This is a genomic window from Amycolatopsis sp. MEPSY49, from assembly GCF_051337345.1.
Taxonomy (GTDB): Bacteria; Actinomycetota; Actinomycetes; order Mycobacteriales; family Pseudonocardiaceae; genus Amycolatopsis.
Window position 1 is genome coordinate 268,325 of record NZ_JBDLYJ010000009.1, and the last position, 17,524, is coordinate 285,848.

Sequence of the window (17,524 nt, forward strand, 5' to 3'; positions counted from 1 at the left end):
CGTGAACACCGCCGCGGCCACACTGGGCACGGTGCTGCTGGCCTACCTCCCGGCGGCCGTCTCGCCGGGGCCGAACTTCGTGCTCATCGCGCACACGGCCGCGGCCGGGACGCGCCGGGCGGCGGTGGCGGTCGCGCTCGGGGTGGTCGCGGCGGGCGGGGTGCTGGCCGCGGTCGCCGTGTTCGGGCTCGGCGGCGTGCTGGCCCGGACCCCGTGGCTGGCGACGGCGTTGCGGGTGGTCTGCGGCGGGTACCTCGCCTGGCTCGGAGTGCGGCTGTGGTGGCGGGCCCGCGCACCGGACGCCGGTGCCGGCGGACGAACGGCCTCGGAGAGCGAGCCGCTCGGGGACGCCCGGCCGGGCGGGCCTGGCAAGCAAGCGGCCCCACAGAGCGAGCCGCTCAAGACCGGCCCGCAGGACAGGCCCGGCGATCCCCGGCCCGCGAGCACCCGGCATGACCTGCCCGGCGCCCGGCACGCGGTGAACTTCCGCCGGGGAGCCGTCAGCAACCTGACCAACCCCAAGGCCGCGGCGTTCTTCGGCAGCGTGCTGACCGCGACGCTGCCGCCCACCGAGCCCACCGCGGTCAAGCTCGCCGCGGTCGCGCTGATCGTCGTCGCGTCCACCGCGTGGCACCTCAGCGTCGCGCTGCTGTTCTCCTCCCCCGCCACCCAGCGCTGGTACGCCCGCGCGGAACCGGCCCTCAACCGCGTCGTGGGCACGATCCTCGTGGTCCTGGGCGTCACCCTCGCCGTAACGCCGTGAAGGCCTCCCCGCCGAAGCGAGGAGGCCTTCACGAGCAACGAACCGACTACCGGGCCCCACCCGAAGCGCGCTGCTTCTGCGCGTGCGCGGAGCGGGTGCAGACCTCACCGACGTCGACCGTCTGGCCGCGGTCGACGAACACGTCCGCGACCCCCACGAGCTGGCCCTTCGGCGACGAACAGGTCAGCTGGTAGGCCTCCTTCGTCCCGTACGTCGGCGGGATCGGCGACGCGAACGAGACGTCCCCGGTCCAGTCGTCGACCGTGGCCGGGTCGGCCTGGTCGTAGTTGACCACCACGGCCTTGTAGTCGCCGGCCGGCGGGTCGAACAGCACGGCGTGCTCGGACGTCGTGCCGCCGTTGGCCGACGAGCTGACCAGGTTGCCCGCCGCGTCGTAGACGAACAGGTCCCAGTCGGTCGCGGTGTTGGCCCAGTTGATGTTGACGCTGAACTTCCCGTTGTCCACCTTCGGCAGGCCGTCGACGTGGAAGGTGAAGCTCTCCGCCGTCGCGTCCGCCGGGTAGTTCTGGTTGATCGGCGGCACACCGGCCGGGTTGGCGACCGCGAAGCCCTGCTGCGCCGGGCCCTGGGGGTCGCGCCCGTAGCGGCCGGCCACGTACGGCCGGGTCGACGGATTGACCGACCAGGCGAACCGCCCGCCGGTGGTGGTGAGCTTCGAGTTCAGGTCGTCGGTGATGTAGATCGGCGGCTTGGTGGAGCCGTCGGGCTGGATCACCGGTGACGTCGGCGTCTGGAACGTCTTGTGCAGCTTGAGCTGGTAGCCCTTCGGCGCCGAGCCGATCAGCGTCGAGTGCTGCTGCGGGTCGGCCGCGTTGCCCAGCATGTCGAGGAACGCCTGGCGGTTGCCGCCCTTGCCCGCCCCGGCCGCGGGGGCCAGGCCCTCGTACTCGGCCACGACGCTGTCGGCGTACGGCCCGTGGAAGCCGTTGCCGCCGACCTCGATGGTGAAGCCCCAGCCGCCGGTGGCCCAGTACGACCAGTCCTCGGTGGTGCCCGTCGTGTCGTACAGCGCCCAGCTCGGCTCGCTGACGTAGCCGTTGCGCGAGGCCAGCTTGTCGCCGAGGGCCTTGTAGGCCGGCTCCTCCAGCGGCGGGCGGACGTCCGCCACGCCCGGCGGGCGCAGCACGAGCGCCGCGACGGTGTGCATCGTGATCAGGTTCGTCACCTGGCGCGAGGACACGATCGAGCGCACGTTGCGCACTTCGGGCTCGCTGAACGGCGCGGACCCGCGGAAGGTGTCGCCGCTCCAGGCGATCTCGGCGCCGTTGCCGCCCCAGAACCCGCCGTAGTTGCGGTTCGGGTCGGTGCCGCGCAGGCGGCCGGCCGGGTTGGCCTTGCACACGCCGGTGGAGTACTGCGCCGGCGAGTCGTTGACGTTGCAGTTCTTCCGCTTCATCTCGTAGTCGAACCGGGTGAAGTCACCCTTGGGCTCGGCTTCGCGGGAGATCTCGAACCCGTCCGGGTTGATGATCGGCACGACGATGTTGCGGGTCTTGCCGACCATGCTCCGGATCGCCGCGTCGCGGGAGTAGCCGTTGATCAGCTCGTACGCCCACTCCATGACGTGCTCGCCGGCCGGCCACTCGCGCGCGTGGTGCACGCCCATGGTGAAGTTGACCGGCTTGCCGTCGGTGACGTTCTTGACGTCGGTGGCGATCTCGATCCCGACGACGTCACGGCCTTCCCACGTCGACTCGGGCATGGTGAACGCCGAGACCAGGCCCGGGTTCTTGCGGGCCAGCTCCTTCAGTTCGTAGTTGTAGTCGTAGAGGTGCCGGTAGCTCGTGCGCCCGGACGGCAGCGCCGAGGCGGCCGTGGTCGCGGCGTACTGGCGGTCGGTCTTCGCGTCCTGCACGGACTTGGCCGACAGGTCGGCCTCGATGACCTTCGACTTGAAGCCGGTGTTCTTGAGCGTCTGGCGGTCGGCGTCGTCGGCGAGGACGACCTCGACCCCGGTCGCGTCACCCTTCTCCGTGACGTCGAGGCCGGAGGCGGTCAGCTTGTTCTTGTCGGCGCGCGTCGGCGTCTCCACCCGGACCAGCTGCGCCTTCTGCACGGTCGTCGGCGTGCCCTGCGGCGTGAGCGCGAGGAAGTCGACGCCGAGCTGGGCCTGGCCGGCCGGGCCGCCGTAGCGGCAGCCCTGGACGACGAGCTGCTGCCCCTTCTTCACGAAGCTCTCGGCGAGTTCGTGGGTGCGCAACGCCGTCGAGGCGGCGACCACCGCGCCCGTCGCCTTGTCGAACACGGCGACGTCCCAGTCGCCTTCGGTGCCGGGGACCGGCCGCAGCCGGGCCTGCACCAAACCGTCCACAGTGGACGTAAGCTCGCGGCGATCGACGCCCGAGGTGCCCTTGGGCTGCACTTTCGCGAAGCACGAGCGTGGTACCGATTTGTCGGCACGCAGGATGTTCTGGGCCGCGCCGGCGGTACCGGCCGGTAACGCGACGAACGCCGCCGCCAGCGCCACGACCGAAGCCGCCAGCACCAGTCTTCTTGGTGAATTCCCCACAGGCAAAGACCTCCTTGACCGAGGCCGGCACAGCACGGACGTACCGGTAGCGGATGACCGTAATGGACGAAAACGGGCTACGGTAACCGCCGTAAGTCGTACAGCCTTCACCCCGCTTTCACACCTTCGGCCGCCCGAAAGGACATTTCACCGGGAGTTCAACCGGCAGTCGGCTACTGTCGGTTCATGGTCACGGTCCCTGCGCGACGAACCTCGCTCGCGGTTTCGCTGAGCGGTATCGCCGCCCTCGCGGTCGGCGCCGCCCTGGTGCTGCTGCTGCAGGTCATCCCGCCGACCGACGAGATCAGCGCGACCCGCCGCACGATCAGCGAATACGGCCTGTCGGACCACAAGTGGGTGTTCGACCTCGCGGTGATCCTGGTGGCGCTGGGCTCGGCGGCGGGGCTCGCCGTCCTGCACAGCCAGCGGCGGCTGCCCGTGCCCGCGGCCCTGCTCGGGACACTGTGGACGGTCGGGCTGCTGGTCATCGTGGCCTTCCCCAAGCCGGACTGGGCCACGGTCTCGCGCGCGGACTTCGGCGGCACGCTGCACCGGATCGCCAGCGTGGTGGCGTTCGTCGCGCTCCCGCTCGCGGTGCTGGTCGCGGCGCGCACGGCGTTCCCGGACTCCCCCGGCCGCCGCCGGCTGGCGCGCGTGCTGGCGATCGCGTCGCTGGCCTGGTTCGCGGTGATCCTGGGCGCGGTCGTGGTGGCCGCGGCCGACGGCGGCCGCTGGTGGACGCTCATCCCGCTGGGCCTGGTCGAACGCGGGATGGCGCTGACCGAGCTGGTCGCGCTGGGCGTCCTGCTCGCTCCGGCGCGGAGTCAGGTGCGGTAGAGCTCCGTCAGCAGGGCGGCCGCGAGGTGCGTCGCCGGGTGGGCGTCGTGGTGGCGCCAGATCAGCCGGACCGGCACCGGGTCCGCGTCGCGCAGCGGCCGGTAGCGGATGCCGTCACGCCGGTACTGCGCCGCGGTCGCCTCCGGGGTGACGCCGACGCAGCGCCCGGTCGCGATCGCCGCCAGCCAGTCGTCGATGTCGTGCGTGTACTCCACCGCGGGCCGTGCCTCTTCGGGCCACAAGTCCGGCGTCGTGGTGCCGGTGCGCCGGTCGACGACGAGCGTCCGCTCCCCCAGTTCGGCGAACCGGATCACGCGGCGCCGCGCCCACGGGTCGTCCGAGGCGAGCGCGACGCACCGGCGTTCGCGGCCGACCAGCGCGTGGCTGTACCGGCGCGTGTCGACGGCGGTGCGCACGACGGCCAGGTCGCAGCGCCCCTCGGCCAGTCCGCCGGTCGCCGTGTTGGTCCGGACGAGCTGCAGCTCGACGTCGGGGTACCGGTCGTGCCAGCGCCGCTGGAACTCCGCGGTGTGCTTGCCCAGGGCGGACCACGCGTGCCCCAGCCGCAGCCGCGTGTGCCCGGTCGTGACCTCGTGCACCAGCGTTTCGGCGTCGGCCAGCAAAGTCCTCGCCCGGGCGAGGACCGTGACGCCGGCCGTGGTCGGCTCGACGGTCCGGCTGGTGCGGTGCAGCAGCCGGACGCCGAGGATCCGCTCGAGCGCGAGCAGTGTCCGCGACACCGTCGCTTGCGAGACGCCGAGTTCGATCGCGGCGTCGGTGAAGCTCCCGCTGTCCACGACCGCGACGAAGTGCCGCAGGTGGCGCAGCTCCAGCGAGGCATCCATGCGGCCAGCGTATAGCCGACGTGTCGGATGCATTTTGCGTATGCTTCGCGGGCGCCGATAGTCGGGGCATGACGAGCGAAGGACGTTGGCGCGGCGCGGTGCTGATGACGGGCAGCGGGCTGGCCAACCAGGTGGGGGCGTCGGTCGCGGCGCTGGCCTTCCCGCACCTCGGGCCGGCCGGCGTCGTCGCGGTCCGGCAGTGGGTCGCGGCCGTGGTGCTGCTCACGACCGCGCGGCCGCGCCTGCGCGCGTTCACCGCCGCCCAGTGGCGGCTCGTGCTGGCCCTGGCGCTCGTGTTCGGGACGATGAACCTTTCGCTCTACAGCGCGGTGGACCGCGTCGGCCTCGGCTTGGCCGTCACGCTGGAGTTCCTCGGCCCGCTCGGCGTCGCCCTCGCCGGGTCGCGGCGGCGGAGCGACCTGCTGGGCGCGCTGGTCGCGGCGGCCGCGGTGGTGGTGCTGGTGCGGCCCCGGCCGAGCACGGACTACCTCGGCATCGGCCTGGCGCTGCTGGCGGCCGCGTGCTGGGCGGCCTACATCCTGCTCAACCGGGCGGTCGGCGCGCGCATCCCCGGCGTCGCGGGCTCGGCGGCCGCCGCGGGCGCGTCCGGGCTCGCGTACGTGCCGGTCGGCGTCTTCGCGATGATCGCGCACCGGCCGGACCTCGGCGCGGTGCTCGCGGCGGTGACCGCCGGCGTCCTGTCGTCGGCGGTGCCGATGCTGGCCGACCTGCTGACGCTGCGGCGGGTCCCGGCGTCGGTGTTCGGCACGGTGATGAGCGTGAACCCGGTGCTGGCGGCGCTCGTCGGGTGGGTCGTGCTCGGCCAGCGCCTCGACGAGCTGTCGTGGGCGGCGATCGCGGTGATCGTCGCGGTCAACGTCCTCGCGGTGCTCAGACCTCCCGCAGGACCGGTTCCGTCGTCTCCGTCAGCCGCGGATCGGGCTGCGCGCCCGACATCGCCAGGAAGCCCCGGGCCACGCGCAGCAGCAGCGGCCAGTTCTTCGGGTTCTTCTTGTCCACCCCGCCGATCAGCTGCTTGAGCATCGAGAGCGTGTCGAAGTAGATGCGCTCGCAGACCAGCTTTTCCTCCGCGTCGAAGACGAAGTACGCGGTCATGCGGACGCGGAAGCGGGACCCGGTCGCCGGGATCGCGCCGAACGGGCCGAGGTGCGTGCCCAGCAGCCAGAACTCGACGACGACCGCGTCGGCGCTGTGGCGCAGCGCGATCAGCTCGTGGTGCTGGTCGGGGAACGCGGTGCGGGTGTCGTGGTAGTAGCCGCGGACCGCGCCGTCGCCGTCGTGGACGGTCATCGTCGCGACGACCTCGTAGTGCGGGTGCGGGAACGTCGAGAGCGTCGCGTCCCAGTCCTGGGCGACCTCGTCGCGGAAGTGGTCGAGGACCAGCTTCTGCCGCGCCGCCAGGACTTCCGGACCGGGGATGTCGAACTCGCTCATCGCGCTCCTTAAATCTACGACGTAGGTAATCGACGATAACCTACACTGTAGGCACGCCGATGGAAGGGGACGCCGTGCTCGCAGGAACCCTCGCCCGCGCCAAGCCGGTGATCAGGTGGGGGCTCGGCCACGCGCTCCCCCGGACCGTGCTGCGCCGCGAAGCCCGGCGCGGGGACCTGCAGGGGCGGATGGTGGTCGCCGCGGCCGACGGGCGCGACCTGACGGGGCTCTTCGAGGAGATCCGCGCGGCCGGCCCGCTCGCCCGCACCCGCTTCGGCTGGATGACCACCACGCACGCCGCCGTGCGGGAAGTGCTGTCCAGCGACGACTTCCGCGTCGGCGTCATCGGCTCCGACGGCTCCCCGCTCGGCCGGCTGGTCGAGTGGTCGGCAGGCGAGCACCTGCACCCGGTGCGGCCGCCGTCGCTGCTCGCGGTCAACCCGCCCGAGCACACCCGCTACCGCAAGCTCGTCACCGGCGTGTTCACCGTGCGCGCGGTCGAGCAGCTGCGCGGCCGCGTCCAGGAGATCGCGGACGGATTGCTCGATGAGCTCGACCCGAGCCGTCCGCTCGACCTCGTCGAGTCCTACTGCGGGCTGCTCCCGGTGACGGTGATCAGCGAAATCCTCGGCGTGCCGCCGTCGGACCTGGGCAAGGTGCTGTCGCTGGGCGCGGCCGCGGCCCCCAGCCTCGACCTCGGCCTGGGCTGGCGGACGTTCCGTGACGTCGAGACCGCGCTGGCCGAGTTCGACGCCTGGCTCGGCGAGCACCTCGACCACCTGCGCCGGCACCCGGGCCAGGACCTGTTCAGCAAGCTCGTCGCGGCTCGCGACGGCGGCGTCGGGCTCACCGAGACCGAGCTCAAGTCCACCGCGGGCCTGGTGCTGGCGGCCGGGTTCGAGACGACGGTCAACCTGCTCGGCAGCGGGATCGCGCTGCTGGCGGGCGATCCCGGGCAGCTCGCCGTGCTGCGCGAGCGGCCGGAACTGTGGGGCAACGCCGTCGAGGAGGTCCTGCGGTACGACCCGCCGGTCCTGCTGACCGGGCGCCTGGCGACGCGCGCGACCGAGGTCGCGGGCGTCCCGCTGCCGCGCGGGGCGCTGGTGACCACCGTGCTGGCCGGCGCGAACCGCGACCCGCTGGTGTTCGCCGACCCGGGCACGTTCGACGTCACGCGGGACGGCGCGCGCGACCACGTGTCGTTCGGCTCCGGCCGCCACCACTGCCTGGGGGCGTCCCTGGCGCGGATGGAGGGCGAAATCGGCTTGCGCACGATCTTCGACCGGTTCCCCGGGCTGCGCGTGCTGCCCGGGGGCCGGCGCCGCGACACGCGGATCCTGCGCGGTTACGAGGTGCTGCCCGCGGTGCTCACCCCGTGACGGCCCGGCGCGGGCGGCCGCCCAAGGAGGCCGGCGGCCTGTCGCGGGAGGGGATCCTGCGGGAGGCCCTCGCGCTCGTCGACGAAGAGGGGCTCGAGGCCGTGAGCATGCGGAAGCTCGCGCGCCGGCTCGGCGTCGACCCGATGAGCCTGTACAACCACGTCGACGGCAAGGACGCCCTGCTGGACGGGGTCGCCGAGGTGCTGCTGGCGGCAATCCCGGCGCCGGTGCCCGGTGGGGGCCTGCGGGAGACGATGGCCGGGCTGGCGCACGGTTTCCGGGACGCGATGCTCGACCACCCGCGCGCGGCGCCGCTCGTGCTGACCCGGCAGCTGGCGTCGATGACGGCGCTCGCGCCGGTGGAAGCGGTGCTCGGCCCGCTGCTCGCGGCGGGCTACCCGCCGGAGCGCGCGGTGCACGGGTTGCGCGCGGTGCTGGCTTTCCTGATCGGCACGCTGATGCGGGAGGTCGAGGCGGCCCCGACGTTCAGCAGGACCGGCGACCTGGGCCGCCTCGCGGACCTCTCGGCGTCCGGGCTGCCGGCCGTCGCCGAGGCGGCGCCCTATCTGGCGGTGTGCGACCACGAGGCGGAGTTCGAGTTCGGGCTGGGGATCCTGCTCGACGCGCTGGCGCCGTGACTCAGCGGATGCGTTCGTGGAGGGCGGCCATCCGGGCGTCGAGGTCGGCGGCCGTGCGGGCCGCGGCCGCGAGCTCGCCCGCGAAGTCGTCCGGGACGCGGTCGGCGTACTTGTAGGACAGCTTGTGCTCGACGGCCGCCCAGAAGTCCATCGCGATCGTGCGCAGCTGCACCTCGACCTTGACCTTCTCGACGCGGTCGGACAGGAACACCGGGATCCGGACGATCAGGTGCAGGCTGCGGTAGCCGTTGGCCTTCGGCCGGGTGATGTAGTCCTTGGTGCGCAACAGCTCGACGTCGTCCTGCGCGGTGAGCATCCGGGCGACCTCGTGGACGTCGGAGACGAACGGGCAGACGACGCGGATGCCGGCGATGTCGTCGAGGACGTGCGCGGCGGCGACCCAGTCGTCACCCAGGCCGCGGCGGCGGACCTTCTCCTTGATGGCCTCCGGCCGCTTGACCCGGCTCGTGATGTGCTCGATCGGGTCGTGCTGGTGGACGAAGTCGAATTCCTCGCTGAGAATCCGCAGTTTCGTCATCAGCTCTTCGATGGCGAACTTGTACATCAGCAGGAACCGCGGGAGCTGCCCGGCGACGGCGAGCTCGTCGGCCGCCTCCCGCAGGTCGTCGGCCGCCGGATCGGTGGTCACTGAAGCCTCGTGCTGTCGATGGTCGTCTGGGCGCGCTCCAGGTTACTGCGCTTCGTCTGATCAACGAACGGCGGTGGGGCGGAGTTCCCGCCGGTCACCGGATCGGGTGACTTCGAGTTGACGGTGGGTGTGCACCGGCCCGCCACCGGCGCACACCCACCTGGTCTCACTTGCCGGCGGTCACGCTTTCGGTCGCGGTTGCGGTTTCGTTCTGGTTGCCGGCCGCGACGCACTTTTCGGCGACGGCGACCGCGGCGGCCTGCTCGGCCGCGTTGTCGTTCTTGTTCTTGCCCTTGGCCTTGTGCTGGCCGTTGTCGTTCTGGGCGGTGGCCATGCCCTGCTGGTCCGCGGCGGCGGCCGGGTCGGCCGCGGCCTGGGCGACGCAGTCGAGGATGGCGGCGCAGTCGACGTTGGCGACCGCGTTCTCGGCGGCCGCGCCGTTCTGCTCGGCCATGCCGTTCTCGGCGGCCGCGCCGTTCTCGTTGGCCATGCCGTTCTGGTCGGCCATGCCCTGCTGGTCGGCCATGCCGTTCTCGTTGGCCATACCTTGCTGGTCGGCCATACCGTTCTGCTTGGCTGCGCCGTTCTCGTTGGCCATGCCCTGCTGACCGGCCATACCGTTCTGGTCGGCCATGCCGTTTTCGTTGGCCATACCGTTCTGCTTGGCCGCCTTGTTCTCGTCGGCCATGCCGTTCTCGGCGGCCATGCCGTTGGCGTCGGCGGCTCCCGCGGCTTGGGCCACGCACTGCTCGACCACTTCACAGGCCTGGGCGGCCGCCTCGTCTCGGGCGGCGGCATCCTGCTGCTCGGCCTTGGCGTTCTTGCCCGCCGCCTTGTTCTTCTGCCTGGCCTGGCCATTGCCGGCGGCGGCTTCGCCCTGGGCGGCGGCTTCCTGCTGGTCGGCCATGCCGTTGGCGTCGGCCATGCCGTTCTGGTCGGCCGCCCCATTCCCGGCAGCCATACCGTTCTCGTCCGCGGCACCGTTCTCGGCGGCCATGCCGTTCTCATCCGCCGCACCGTTCTCAGCGGCCATGCCCTGCTGCTTCGCGGCCTTGCCGTTCGCCGCCTTGCCCTTCGCGTCTTCTTCGGCCGCCGCGTTCTCACCCGCCTGCGCGACCGCCGCGCACTGGGCCGCCACCGCGTTCGCCGCCACCTCGCCGCCGCAGCCCGCGGCCGCCCGGCGTTGCTGGATCTGGTCCACCACCGCCTGGCGGTTGGCGATCCTCGCCGCCGACTGGGCGTCCGGGGCGGCCTGCTGGCCCGCGATGAACGTCAGGTTGTTCTGCAGCGCCGTGTCCAGGCCGCCGCAGCTTTCCGTGGCCGCGTTGCTCGCCGGGCTGCTGAGCGCGATCGCCGTCGCGGTCGCCCCCGCGACTCCCAGCAGCGCGACCAGCCCGATCGTCGCCGGTTTGCGGTGTCGTCCGGTACTGCGTGCGTGGGGCATCGAGCCCCTCCTCTCTGGTCGCCACCTCACCACGGCACACGGCGCTACACCGGGAACGGTTCACCGCAAAAGGAAAAAGACCAGACGAAGTCCACAGTGGACACAGAAGAGCGGCCGGCGGACCGCCGGCCGCTTCCTGACTACCAGAGCGCGGGTTATCCGGAGGTAAAGCTTCAGCCCAGTCCGGCCAGCTGCGGCACGGCCGGCGCCATGCCCTCGATCCACGCGGCGGGCGAGCCGGTCGTCGGCGTGATGATCGCCTGCTGGATCCCGAGCTTCGCGTAGTCCGCCATGGCGCGGACGAAGTCGTCGCGGGTCTCCGGCGTCGGACGCGGGTTGTTGGCCAGGACCGTCTTGCGGATCTCGTCGTAGTCGCGGCCGACGTCGTCGCAGTGGCGGCGCAGCACGTCCAGCTTGTGCGTCACGTCCGAAGGCGACGACGCGAAGAGGTTGCACGCGTCGCCGTACTGGGCGACGAGCCGCAGCGTCTTGCGTTCCCCGCCGCCGCCGATGAGCACCTTCGGCCGGTTGATCGGCTGCGGCGCGCACAACGTCTCGGCGAGCTGGTAGTACTTGCCGTCGAACGGGCCGTTGTCCGCCGGGTCCCACATCTGCCCGCAGATCCGCAGCGTCTCCTCCAGCCGCTCGAACCGCTCGGCGACCGGCGGGAACGGCACGCCCATCCCCCGGTGCTCGCGCTCGAACCAGGCCGCGCCGATTCCCAGTGCGGCCCGGCCGCCCGAGAGGACGTCGAGGGTGGTGACGATCTTCGCGAGCAGGCCGGGGTGCCGGTAGGTGACGCCGGTGACGAGCAGGCCGAGCTCGAGCCGGGACGTGTGCGCGGCGAGGAAGCCCAGGGTCGTGTAGCCCTCCAGCATGTTCGACTCGGCGGGGAGGCCGGTGGGCTCGATCTGGAAGTAGTGGTCCATGAAGGACAGCCAGGTCGCCCCGGCCTCCTCCGCCGCGGCGCCCACGCGGGCGAGCTCGCCGGCGATGGCGGTGGTCCCGCCGTCGATGTCGAAGATGGGGAGGTGGAAACCGAGTTCCATGGAAGCGTGCTCCTGACGTGTGGTCGGCGTGACCTCACGCTAGAGGCTGGAGCGCGCTCCAGGTCAAGCCAGCGCGGCCACCAGATCGGTGGCGATCCGGTGCTCGACCGGGGCCGGCACCGGCTGAACTCCGTCGACGAGCCCGCCCGCGGCCACCGCCGCCAGGCTGCGGACCTGCAGGGTGAGCCCGAGGTCCATGGCCTGGATCGAATTCCCGTTCGCGGCGGTCAGGTTCAGCATCCGGCCGCGGTCGAGGACGACGACCTCCCGGCCGTCGGCCAGCACGTGCCCGGTCCGCCGGCCCGGCGCGCCGTACTCGACCGTGCGGACCGTCGCCGCCCGCAGCGCTACCGCGTCGATCTCCCACGCGAAGTGCCCGACGCCGGCGATCAGGGCGCCGTCGGGTATGGCCGCCAGCTCCTCGGCCCCGACCACACCCGGAGCGCCCGTCGCCGTGAACACCGCCTGGGCGTCGGACAAGACCTCGGCCGACGATCCGACTCGATGACCGTCCAAAATGGCCTGCAGCGCCCGCATCGGGTCGGTGTCGCACACCGCGACCCGCGCGCCCAGCCGCGCGAGGGTGTCCGCGACGCCCTTGCCGCACGGCCCGTAGCCGAGCACCGCCGCGCGCATCCCCGGCACCATCAGGTTGGTGGCGTTGAGGAAACCCTGCACGACGCTCTGGCCGACGCCGAACTCGTTCTCCACCAGCAGCTTCAGCCGCGAGTCGTTGATCACGACGACCGGACGGCCGACGCGCTCCTCCCGCAGCCGGATGCCGCCGGTCGTGGTTTCCTCGGTGCCGCCGAGCCAGCCCGACGGGACGCCCGACCGCAGCAGCGAAAGCGTCAGGTCGGCGCCGTTGTCGAGCGTGAGATCCGGCTCGCACGCGAGCACCGCGGCGACGTTCCGGGCGTGGTCGGCCTCGTCGTCGGCCCGGCGGGTGTGCACGGCCACCCCGAGCTCGCGGAGCGCGGAAGCGACGTCGTCGTGGGTGGTGCCGGGCGAGCCGGTCAGCGCGACTTCGACGCCGGCGCGGGCCAGCAGCGTGACCAGGGCGGCCGTCTTGGGTTCGACGTGCAGGCACATCGCCAGGCGCCGCCCGGCGAGCACCGGCGCGGCCTCTTCGACGGCGGTGGCGGTCAGCGGCATGTGCTTGAGGGCCCAGTGCGTACCGGCGTGCGGGGATGAAGACATGACTTTCCTTACGGTTGACGAAGAAAGCGGGATCCGGGCGCGCGGATCCGTCAACCGTAGAAGTCGCAACGGTACGAGTGATCGCCGAAGATCGCCCGTCCGTCCATGCCTCGAAGCTACCGCACGACCGCGAGGTCCGAAGCGGCCAGTTCGGCCCGGGTCGGGATGCCCTCCCAGTCGCCCCGCACCGTGCACACCGCCGTGCCGAGCGCGGTCGCCGTCGCCAGGCACTCGTGAACGGACCGGCCGGCGGCCAGTTCGGCCAGGTAGCCGCCGACGAACGCGTCCCCGGCGCCGACCGTGTCGACGACGTCGACCGCCCGCGCCGGGACGTGCACGGTCTCGCCCCGGTGCCGGGCCACGGCACCCAGCTCGCCCAGCTTGACGACGGCGGTGGCGGGTCCGCGGCCGGTCAGCCGGGCGGCCAGGGCGGCGCCCTCGGCCACCGTCGAATCGTCCGAAGGAGGCCACTCGCCGCTCAAGACCAGCGTCGCTTCGGCCGGACCGGCGAACACGAGGTCGGCGGCCGCGACGAGCCGCGCCAGCACCGGCGCCGCCGTCGATTCCGGCCACAGCGACCGGCGGTGGTTGACGTCGAACGACACCAGCGTCCCGTGCGCGCGGGCCAGCTCGACAGCGCGTTCGACGGCGGCGAGCGGCCCTGGACCGAGCGCGGGCGTGATGCCGGTCAGGTGCAGGATCGACGCCGACGCGATCAGCTTCTCGTCGACGTCGTCCGGCGAGAGCCGTGACGCCGCGCTGTCGCGCCGGTAGTACCGGACCCGCCACGGGCGTCCGCCGCGCAGTTCCTTGAGCATCATGCCGGTCGGCGCGGTGTCGTCGCGCCGCACCACGACGTCGACGCCTTCGCCGCGGATCTCCTTCACCACCAGGGTGCCGAGCGCGTCGTCGCCGACGCGGCTGATCCACGTGCACGGCACGTCGAGCCGGGCGAGCGCGATCGCGACGTTGGACTCGGCGCCGCCGATGCCGACCGCGAGCCCCGCGCCGCCGGTGATCCGCCCGGCCGGCGGCGTGGTCAGGAGAGCCATGGTCTCCCCAAGCGTGACGACCGATCCCGTCATCGTTCCCCGATCCGCAGCAGGACCTTGCCGGCTCCCCCGGCGGCCGCCGCCAGTGCTTCCGCGGCCCGGTCCAGGGCGAAGGTCCGGGTGATCAGCGGCGTGACGTCGAGGCCGTCGCCCAACGCCGTCAACGCGTCGTCCAGCTCGCCGGCGAACCGGTAGGACCCGGTCCAGGTGATCTCGCGGGTGACGAGGTCACCGAGCTCGGCCGGGGCGGGCCGGCCGGGCAGGTTGCCGACCTGGACGAGCGTGCCGCCGCGGGCGGTCGCCCGCAGGACCCCGCCCAGCGCGGCCGGGGCGCCCGAGGCCTCGAAGACGATCTCGACGTCATCCGGGAGCCGGTCGCCGGCGCCGAGGTCGCGCACGTCGTCGGCGCCCATGGCCCGCGCGATGTCCAGGGCTTCGGCGGTGAGGTCCGCCGCGACGACCGTGCGGGCGCCCCGGTACTTGGCGGCGGCCACGACCAGCGCGCCGATCGGCCCGGCGCCGTTGACCAGGACGTCGCGGCCGCGCAGGTCACCGGCGCGGTGGACGGCGTGCAGCGCGACGGCCAGGGGTTCGGCCAGCGCGCCTTCGCGCGTACCGACGCCGTCCGGCAGCGCCCGGACCTGTGCGGCCGGGACGACCTTGTACTCGCAGAAGCCGCCGTCGGTGTGCGGGTCGAAGGCCGCGGAGCCGAAGTAGCGGACCCGCGGGTGCAGGTTGGTGCGCCCGGCGAGCCGCTCCGGCAGCGGCTCGCCGCCGACGACCTGCGCAGGGTGGACCGTGACCGGCCGGCCGTCGACGCGCCCGGCCACCTCGTGGCCCAGGACGAGCGGGTGCTTGAGCACCGCCGTCCCGGAGGCGCCGTGGCGCCAGTAGGCCAGGTCGGAACCGCAGATCCCGCCCCACTCGACGGCGAGGAGCACCTCGCCCGCGCCGGGCACCGGGTCCGGGACGTCGTCGACGCGCACGTCGCCCGCGCCGTGGACGATCACTGCCTTCATGCGGCGTCCTCCAGCCTGACCAGGTCGCGGCCGCGCATTTCCGGCGACAGGACGGTCGCCACCAGCGTGATCAGCGAGTACACGACGAGCATCGCCGCGACGGGCCACCAGTGCCCGGTCGCCGCGGTGAGCGTCGCGGCGACCACCGGGCCGATGGCGGTGGCGAGGATGCCGCCGATCTCCTTGGCCAGCGCGAGCTGCGTGAACCGGGTGCGGGCGCCGAACAGCTCCGCCATCGCCACGCTCTCCAGCGAGAACAGGCCGAGCACGCCGACGTTGAGCGCGATGATCATGCCGACTTCGAGTGCGAGCGTGGTGCCGCTGGTGATCAGGAACATCAGCGGGAACGCGAGCACGGCCGTCAGCAGTGTCAGCGCGATGTAGACCGGGCGGCGGCCGAAGCGGTCGCCGAGCATGCCGACCAGCGGCACGGTCAGGAACCCGAGCAAGGAGCCGTAGACGATCGCGGTGGTGGGCACCGACTTGCTGACCGCGAGCGTCGTCGCGACGAAGCCGACGAGGAACGTCTGCACGACGCCGGAGTTGCCCGCCTGCCCGAACCGCAGGCCCAGCGCGAGGAAGAACGCCTTGCCCTTGCGCTGGCGCAGGCCCGCCTCCAGCACGCCCTGGTCCGCCAGCTCGGTGCGGGACAGCGCGACGCCGTCGACGACGTCCGGCCGTTCCTCGAAGACCGGGCTCTCCTTGAGGTTGCGGCGCAGCCAGACGGCGAAGACCATCAGCACGAAGCTGAGCAGGAACGGCAGCCGCCAGCCCCAGGACAGCAGTTGCTGGTCGGACAGCACGCCGATCAGCAGCGCCCACAACGCCGACGCGGCGAGCGTGCCGGAGTTGGTGCCGAGCGAGACCAGCGAGGCGATCAGGCCGCGGCGGCGCACCGGCGCGTACTCGGCGAGCATCACGGTGGCGCCCGCGATCTCCGCGCCCGCGCCGAAGCCCTGGATCAGCCGCAGCGCGACCAGCAGGATCGGGGCCAGGATGCCGACGGTCTGGTACGTCGGCAGCGCGCCGATCAGCGTCGTCGACACGCCCATCAGCGAGATGGTGATGAACAGGACCTTCTTGCGGCCCAGCCGATCGCCCATCCGTCCGAAGTAGACGGCTCCGGCGAGCCGGGCGACGTAGCCGACGCCGTAGGTCGCCATCGCCGCGATCAGGCCGATGGCCGGGCTGACGTCGGGGAAGAAGATCTTGTTGAAGACGATGGCCGCGGCGAGGGAGTACAGCTGGAAGTCCATGAACTCCATGGCCGTGCCCAGCCAGCCGGACACCGCGGCCCGGACCAGGTCGCGGGTGGTGCGGTTCTGCTGGCGTTGCACGGCCACCGCCGGTGGGTTGTCCGTCATCACTGTGCTCCGTTGCTCGTGATCAGGTGGGTCAGAAATTCGACGCGCCCGGCCCGCAGGGCGGGCAGGTGGCGGGCGACCGATTTCGGGAGGGTGACGTCGTCGGGGGCACCGACCAGCCGCAGCAGCCGCCGGACGGCTTCTACGTCGTCCGGTGCGCGCCAGCAGGTGGCCAGTTCCTCGGCGAGGGGGTCGGTCATGCCGGTCTTCACGTCCGGTTCGGTGGCGCGCGCCCAGCCGGCGAGCGCGAGTTCCAGCAAGGGTTTGCCGCCGGCGTCACGAAGGGTGCCGAACCACCGTTCGGGCAGTTTCAGCGAACCGTCCGAGCCGATCTGGCTCAGCCGGTGCCGGATGTCCGGGTTGCGGAACCGTTCGACGAGCTGCTCGACGTACGGCCCGTGGTCCCCGGGCAGGGCGGCGGCGGCTTCGGCGCCGAAACCGCGGACGAACCGCTCGCCCCACTGGCTTTCGAGGACTTCGGCGATCGTCTCGTGCCCGGCGGCGGATCCGAGGTAGGCCAGGGCCGAGTGCGTTCCGTTGAGCAGCCGCAGTTTCTGCTGTTCGAACGGCGTGACGTCGGGGACGAACCGGGCGCCGTCCCACGGCGGGATTTCGGCGGCGAACACGTCTTCGAGGACCCACTGGCGGTACGGCTCGGCGAACACCGGCACGGCGTCGTCGAGGCCGAGCGCTTCGGCGGCTCTCGCACGGTGTTCCGGGGACGTGGCCGGGACGATCCGGTCGACCACAGTGGACGGGAACGCCACCGACTCCGCCAGCCAGGCCAGCACCCGGTCGCGGCCGGGCCCGGTCACGGACTCTCGGACGGCGCGCTCCAGCACGCGGCCGTTGCCGGTCATGTTGTCGCACGAGATCACGGTGATCGGCGCGCCGCCGCGCCGGAACCGGCCGGCCAGTCCCGAGGCGAGGGCGCCGATGACCGGGCCGCCGCGGTAGCCCTTTTCCGTGATCGTGAGCGTCACGACCGTGACGTCTTCCGACGCGAGCAGTTCGCCGACCCGAGCGGCGTCGTTGCCCAGATGCAGCGCCTCGACGATCGAACCGACGACGCGTGTTGTCGTGTCCGTGACCGTGTAGAAGCAGTCCTGCTCGCGCAGCGCGGTGACGACGTCCGTGGAACGCGGCGCCACTGCCGCGATGCCCCACGGCTCCCCCGCGGCCTCGGTGTACACGGCCTGGTGGGCGCGATGGAACGCACCGAGTCCGAAATGGACGATCTTCGGCCGCCGGCCGGCGCGGTCGATGTCCACCGTGGACCAGCTGAGTCGCTTCATCGCCG

General features: G+C 72.4%; 15 protein-coding genes and 1 pseudogene. 5 read left to right on the plus strand and 11 right to left on the minus strand.

All coding sequences use genetic code 11. The features are described from left to right. Nucleotide 1: 1 nt before the first annotated feature. The gene (locus tag ABFJ78_RS34400; RefSeq protein ID WP_436391185.1) at nucleotides 2-763 is read left to right on the plus strand and encodes a LysE family transporter; all 762 of its coding nucleotides are present in this window, start codon (nucleotides 2-4) and stop codon (nucleotides 761-763) included. Nucleotides 764-809: 46 nt separating this feature from the next. On the opposite strand, the gene ABFJ78_RS34405 is transcribed toward ABFJ78_RS34400, so the two are convergent. After that, nucleotides 810-3,269 (minus strand): M14 family zinc carboxypeptidase, encoded by a 2,460-nt coding sequence (locus ABFJ78_RS34405; RefSeq protein WP_436391187.1) that lies wholly within the window; start codon nucleotides 3,267-3,269, stop codon nucleotides 810-812. Nucleotides 3,270-3,479: 210 nt separating this feature from the next. Between ABFJ78_RS34405 and ABFJ78_RS34410 the strand changes: the two genes are divergently transcribed. Then, nucleotides 3,480-4,130: a DUF998 domain-containing protein gene (locus tag ABFJ78_RS34410; protein WP_436391189.1), complete on the plus strand. Its 651-nt coding sequence runs from the start codon at nucleotides 3,480-3,482 to the stop codon at nucleotides 4,128-4,130. Here ABFJ78_RS34410 and ABFJ78_RS34415 read toward each other — a convergent pair. Further along, nucleotides 4,118-4,975: a LysR family transcriptional regulator gene (locus tag ABFJ78_RS34415; protein ID WP_436391191.1), complete on the minus strand. Its 858-nt coding sequence runs from the start codon at nucleotides 4,973-4,975 to the stop codon at nucleotides 4,118-4,120. The two genes, ABFJ78_RS34410 and ABFJ78_RS34415, sit on opposite strands and share 13 nt — an antisense overlap. 68 nt (nucleotides 4,976-5,043) lie before the next feature. On the opposite strand from ABFJ78_RS34415, the gene ABFJ78_RS34420 reads away from it, so the two are divergent. Next, entirely contained in the window at nucleotides 5,044-6,015 is a 972-nt protein-coding gene (locus ABFJ78_RS34420; RefSeq protein ID WP_436391193.1) for an EamA family transporter, read from the plus strand. A gap of 46 nt (nucleotides 6,016-6,061) precedes the next feature. On the opposite strand, the pseudogene ABFJ78_RS34425 reads toward ABFJ78_RS34420, so the two are convergent. Then, nucleotides 6,062-6,430, minus strand: a pseudogene (locus ABFJ78_RS34425) (ester cyclase); the annotation flags it as partial. Nucleotides 6,431-6,489: 59 nt separating this feature from the next. Here ABFJ78_RS34425 and ABFJ78_RS34430 point away from each other — a divergent pair. Continuing rightward, a complete protein-coding gene (locus ABFJ78_RS34430) occupies nucleotides 6,490-7,809 on the plus strand; it encodes a cytochrome P450 (protein ID WP_436391195.1) in 1,320 nt (439 codons plus the stop codon). Then, entirely contained in the window at nucleotides 7,806-8,447 is a 642-nt protein-coding gene (locus ABFJ78_RS34435) for a TetR/AcrR family transcriptional regulator C-terminal domain-containing protein (RefSeq protein ID WP_436391197.1), read from the plus strand. Before ABFJ78_RS34430 ends, ABFJ78_RS34435 begins: the two co-directional genes overlap by 4 nt. Before the next feature lies 1 nt (nucleotide 8,448). Here ABFJ78_RS34435 and ABFJ78_RS34440 read toward each other — a convergent pair whose 3' ends face one another. From ABFJ78_RS34440 to ABFJ78_RS34475, 8 genes are all read right to left on the minus strand, one after another. Next, nucleotides 8,449-9,096, minus strand: a complete 648-nt coding sequence (locus ABFJ78_RS34440; RefSeq protein WP_436391199.1) for a GTP pyrophosphokinase — start codon at nucleotides 9,094-9,096, stop codon at nucleotides 8,449-8,451. Between the two features lie 166 nt (nucleotides 9,097-9,262). Then, nucleotides 9,263-10,540: a hypothetical protein gene (locus ABFJ78_RS34445; RefSeq protein WP_436391201.1), complete on the minus strand. Its 1,278-nt coding sequence runs from the start codon at nucleotides 10,538-10,540 to the stop codon at nucleotides 9,263-9,265. A gap of 173 nt (nucleotides 10,541-10,713) precedes the next feature. Further along, on the minus strand, nucleotides 10,714-11,589 hold the full coding sequence (locus tag ABFJ78_RS34450; protein ID WP_436391203.1) for an LLM class F420-dependent oxidoreductase: 876 nt from the start codon (nucleotides 11,587-11,589) through the stop codon (nucleotides 10,714-10,716). A gap of 63 nt (nucleotides 11,590-11,652) precedes the next feature. Continuing rightward, the gene (locus ABFJ78_RS34455) at nucleotides 11,653-12,789 is read right to left on the minus strand and encodes an adenosylhomocysteinase (RefSeq protein ID WP_436391205.1); all 1,137 of its coding nucleotides are present in this window, start codon (nucleotides 12,787-12,789) and stop codon (nucleotides 11,653-11,655) included. A gap of 116 nt (nucleotides 12,790-12,905) precedes the next feature. Further along, a complete protein-coding gene (locus ABFJ78_RS34460; protein ID WP_436391207.1) occupies nucleotides 12,906-13,874 on the minus strand; it encodes a sugar kinase in 969 nt (322 codons plus the stop codon). Further along, nucleotides 13,871-14,860, minus strand: a complete 990-nt coding sequence (locus ABFJ78_RS34465; RefSeq protein ID WP_436391208.1) for an L-idonate 5-dehydrogenase — start codon at nucleotides 14,858-14,860, stop codon at nucleotides 13,871-13,873. The genes ABFJ78_RS34460 and ABFJ78_RS34465 overlap by 4 nt, the downstream gene beginning before the upstream one ends. Beyond that, entirely contained in the window at nucleotides 14,857-16,224 is a 1,368-nt protein-coding gene (locus ABFJ78_RS34470) for an MFS transporter (protein WP_436391209.1), read from the minus strand. Before ABFJ78_RS34470 ends, ABFJ78_RS34465 begins: the two co-directional genes overlap by 4 nt. After that, nucleotides 16,224-17,519, minus strand: a complete 1,296-nt coding sequence (locus ABFJ78_RS34475; RefSeq protein WP_436391210.1) for a mannitol dehydrogenase family protein — start codon at nucleotides 17,517-17,519, stop codon at nucleotides 16,224-16,226. The genes ABFJ78_RS34470 and ABFJ78_RS34475 overlap by 1 nt, the downstream gene beginning before the upstream one ends. Nucleotides 17,520-17,524 lie beyond the last annotated feature (5 nt).

Bases quoted from the DNA above. Each gene is read 5' to 3' on its own strand.
- ABFJ78_RS34410 (WP_436391189.1), top strand. From the start codon at position 3,480: ATGGTCACGGTCCCTGCGCGACGAACCTCGCTCGCGGTTTCGCTGAGC.
- ABFJ78_RS34415 (WP_436391191.1), bottom strand. From the start codon at position 4,975: ATGGATGCCTCGCTGGAGCTGCGCCACCTGCGGCACTTCGTCGCGGTC.
- ABFJ78_RS34420 (WP_436391193.1), top strand. From the start codon at position 5,044: ATGACGAGCGAAGGACGTTGGCGCGGCGCGGTGCTGATGACGGGCAGC.
- ABFJ78_RS34430 (WP_436391195.1), top strand. From the start codon at position 6,490: ATGGAAGGGGACGCCGTGCTCGCAGGAACCCTCGCCCGCGCCAAGCCG.
- ABFJ78_RS34445 (WP_436391201.1), bottom strand. From the start codon at position 10,540: ATGCCCCACGCACGCAGTACCGGACGACACCGCAAACCGGCGACGATC.
- ABFJ78_RS34450 (WP_436391203.1), bottom strand. From the start codon at position 11,589: ATGGAACTCGGTTTCCACCTCCCCATCTTCGACATCGACGGCGGGACC.
- ABFJ78_RS34455 (WP_436391205.1), bottom strand. From the start codon at position 12,789: ATGTCTTCATCCCCGCACGCCGGTACGCACTGGGCCCTCAAGCACATG.
- ABFJ78_RS34460 (WP_436391207.1), bottom strand. From the start codon at position 13,874: ATGACGGGATCGGTCGTCACGCTTGGGGAGACCATGGCTCTCCTGACC.
- ABFJ78_RS34465 (WP_436391208.1), bottom strand. From the start codon at position 14,860: ATGAAGGCAGTGATCGTCCACGGCGCGGGCGACGTGCGCGTCGACGAC.
- ABFJ78_RS34470 (WP_436391209.1), bottom strand. From the start codon at position 16,224: ATGACGGACAACCCACCGGCGGTGGCCGTGCAACGCCAGCAGAACCGC.
- ABFJ78_RS34475 (WP_436391210.1), bottom strand. From the start codon at position 17,519: ATGAAGCGACTCAGCTGGTCCACGGTGGACATCGACCGCGCCGGCCGG.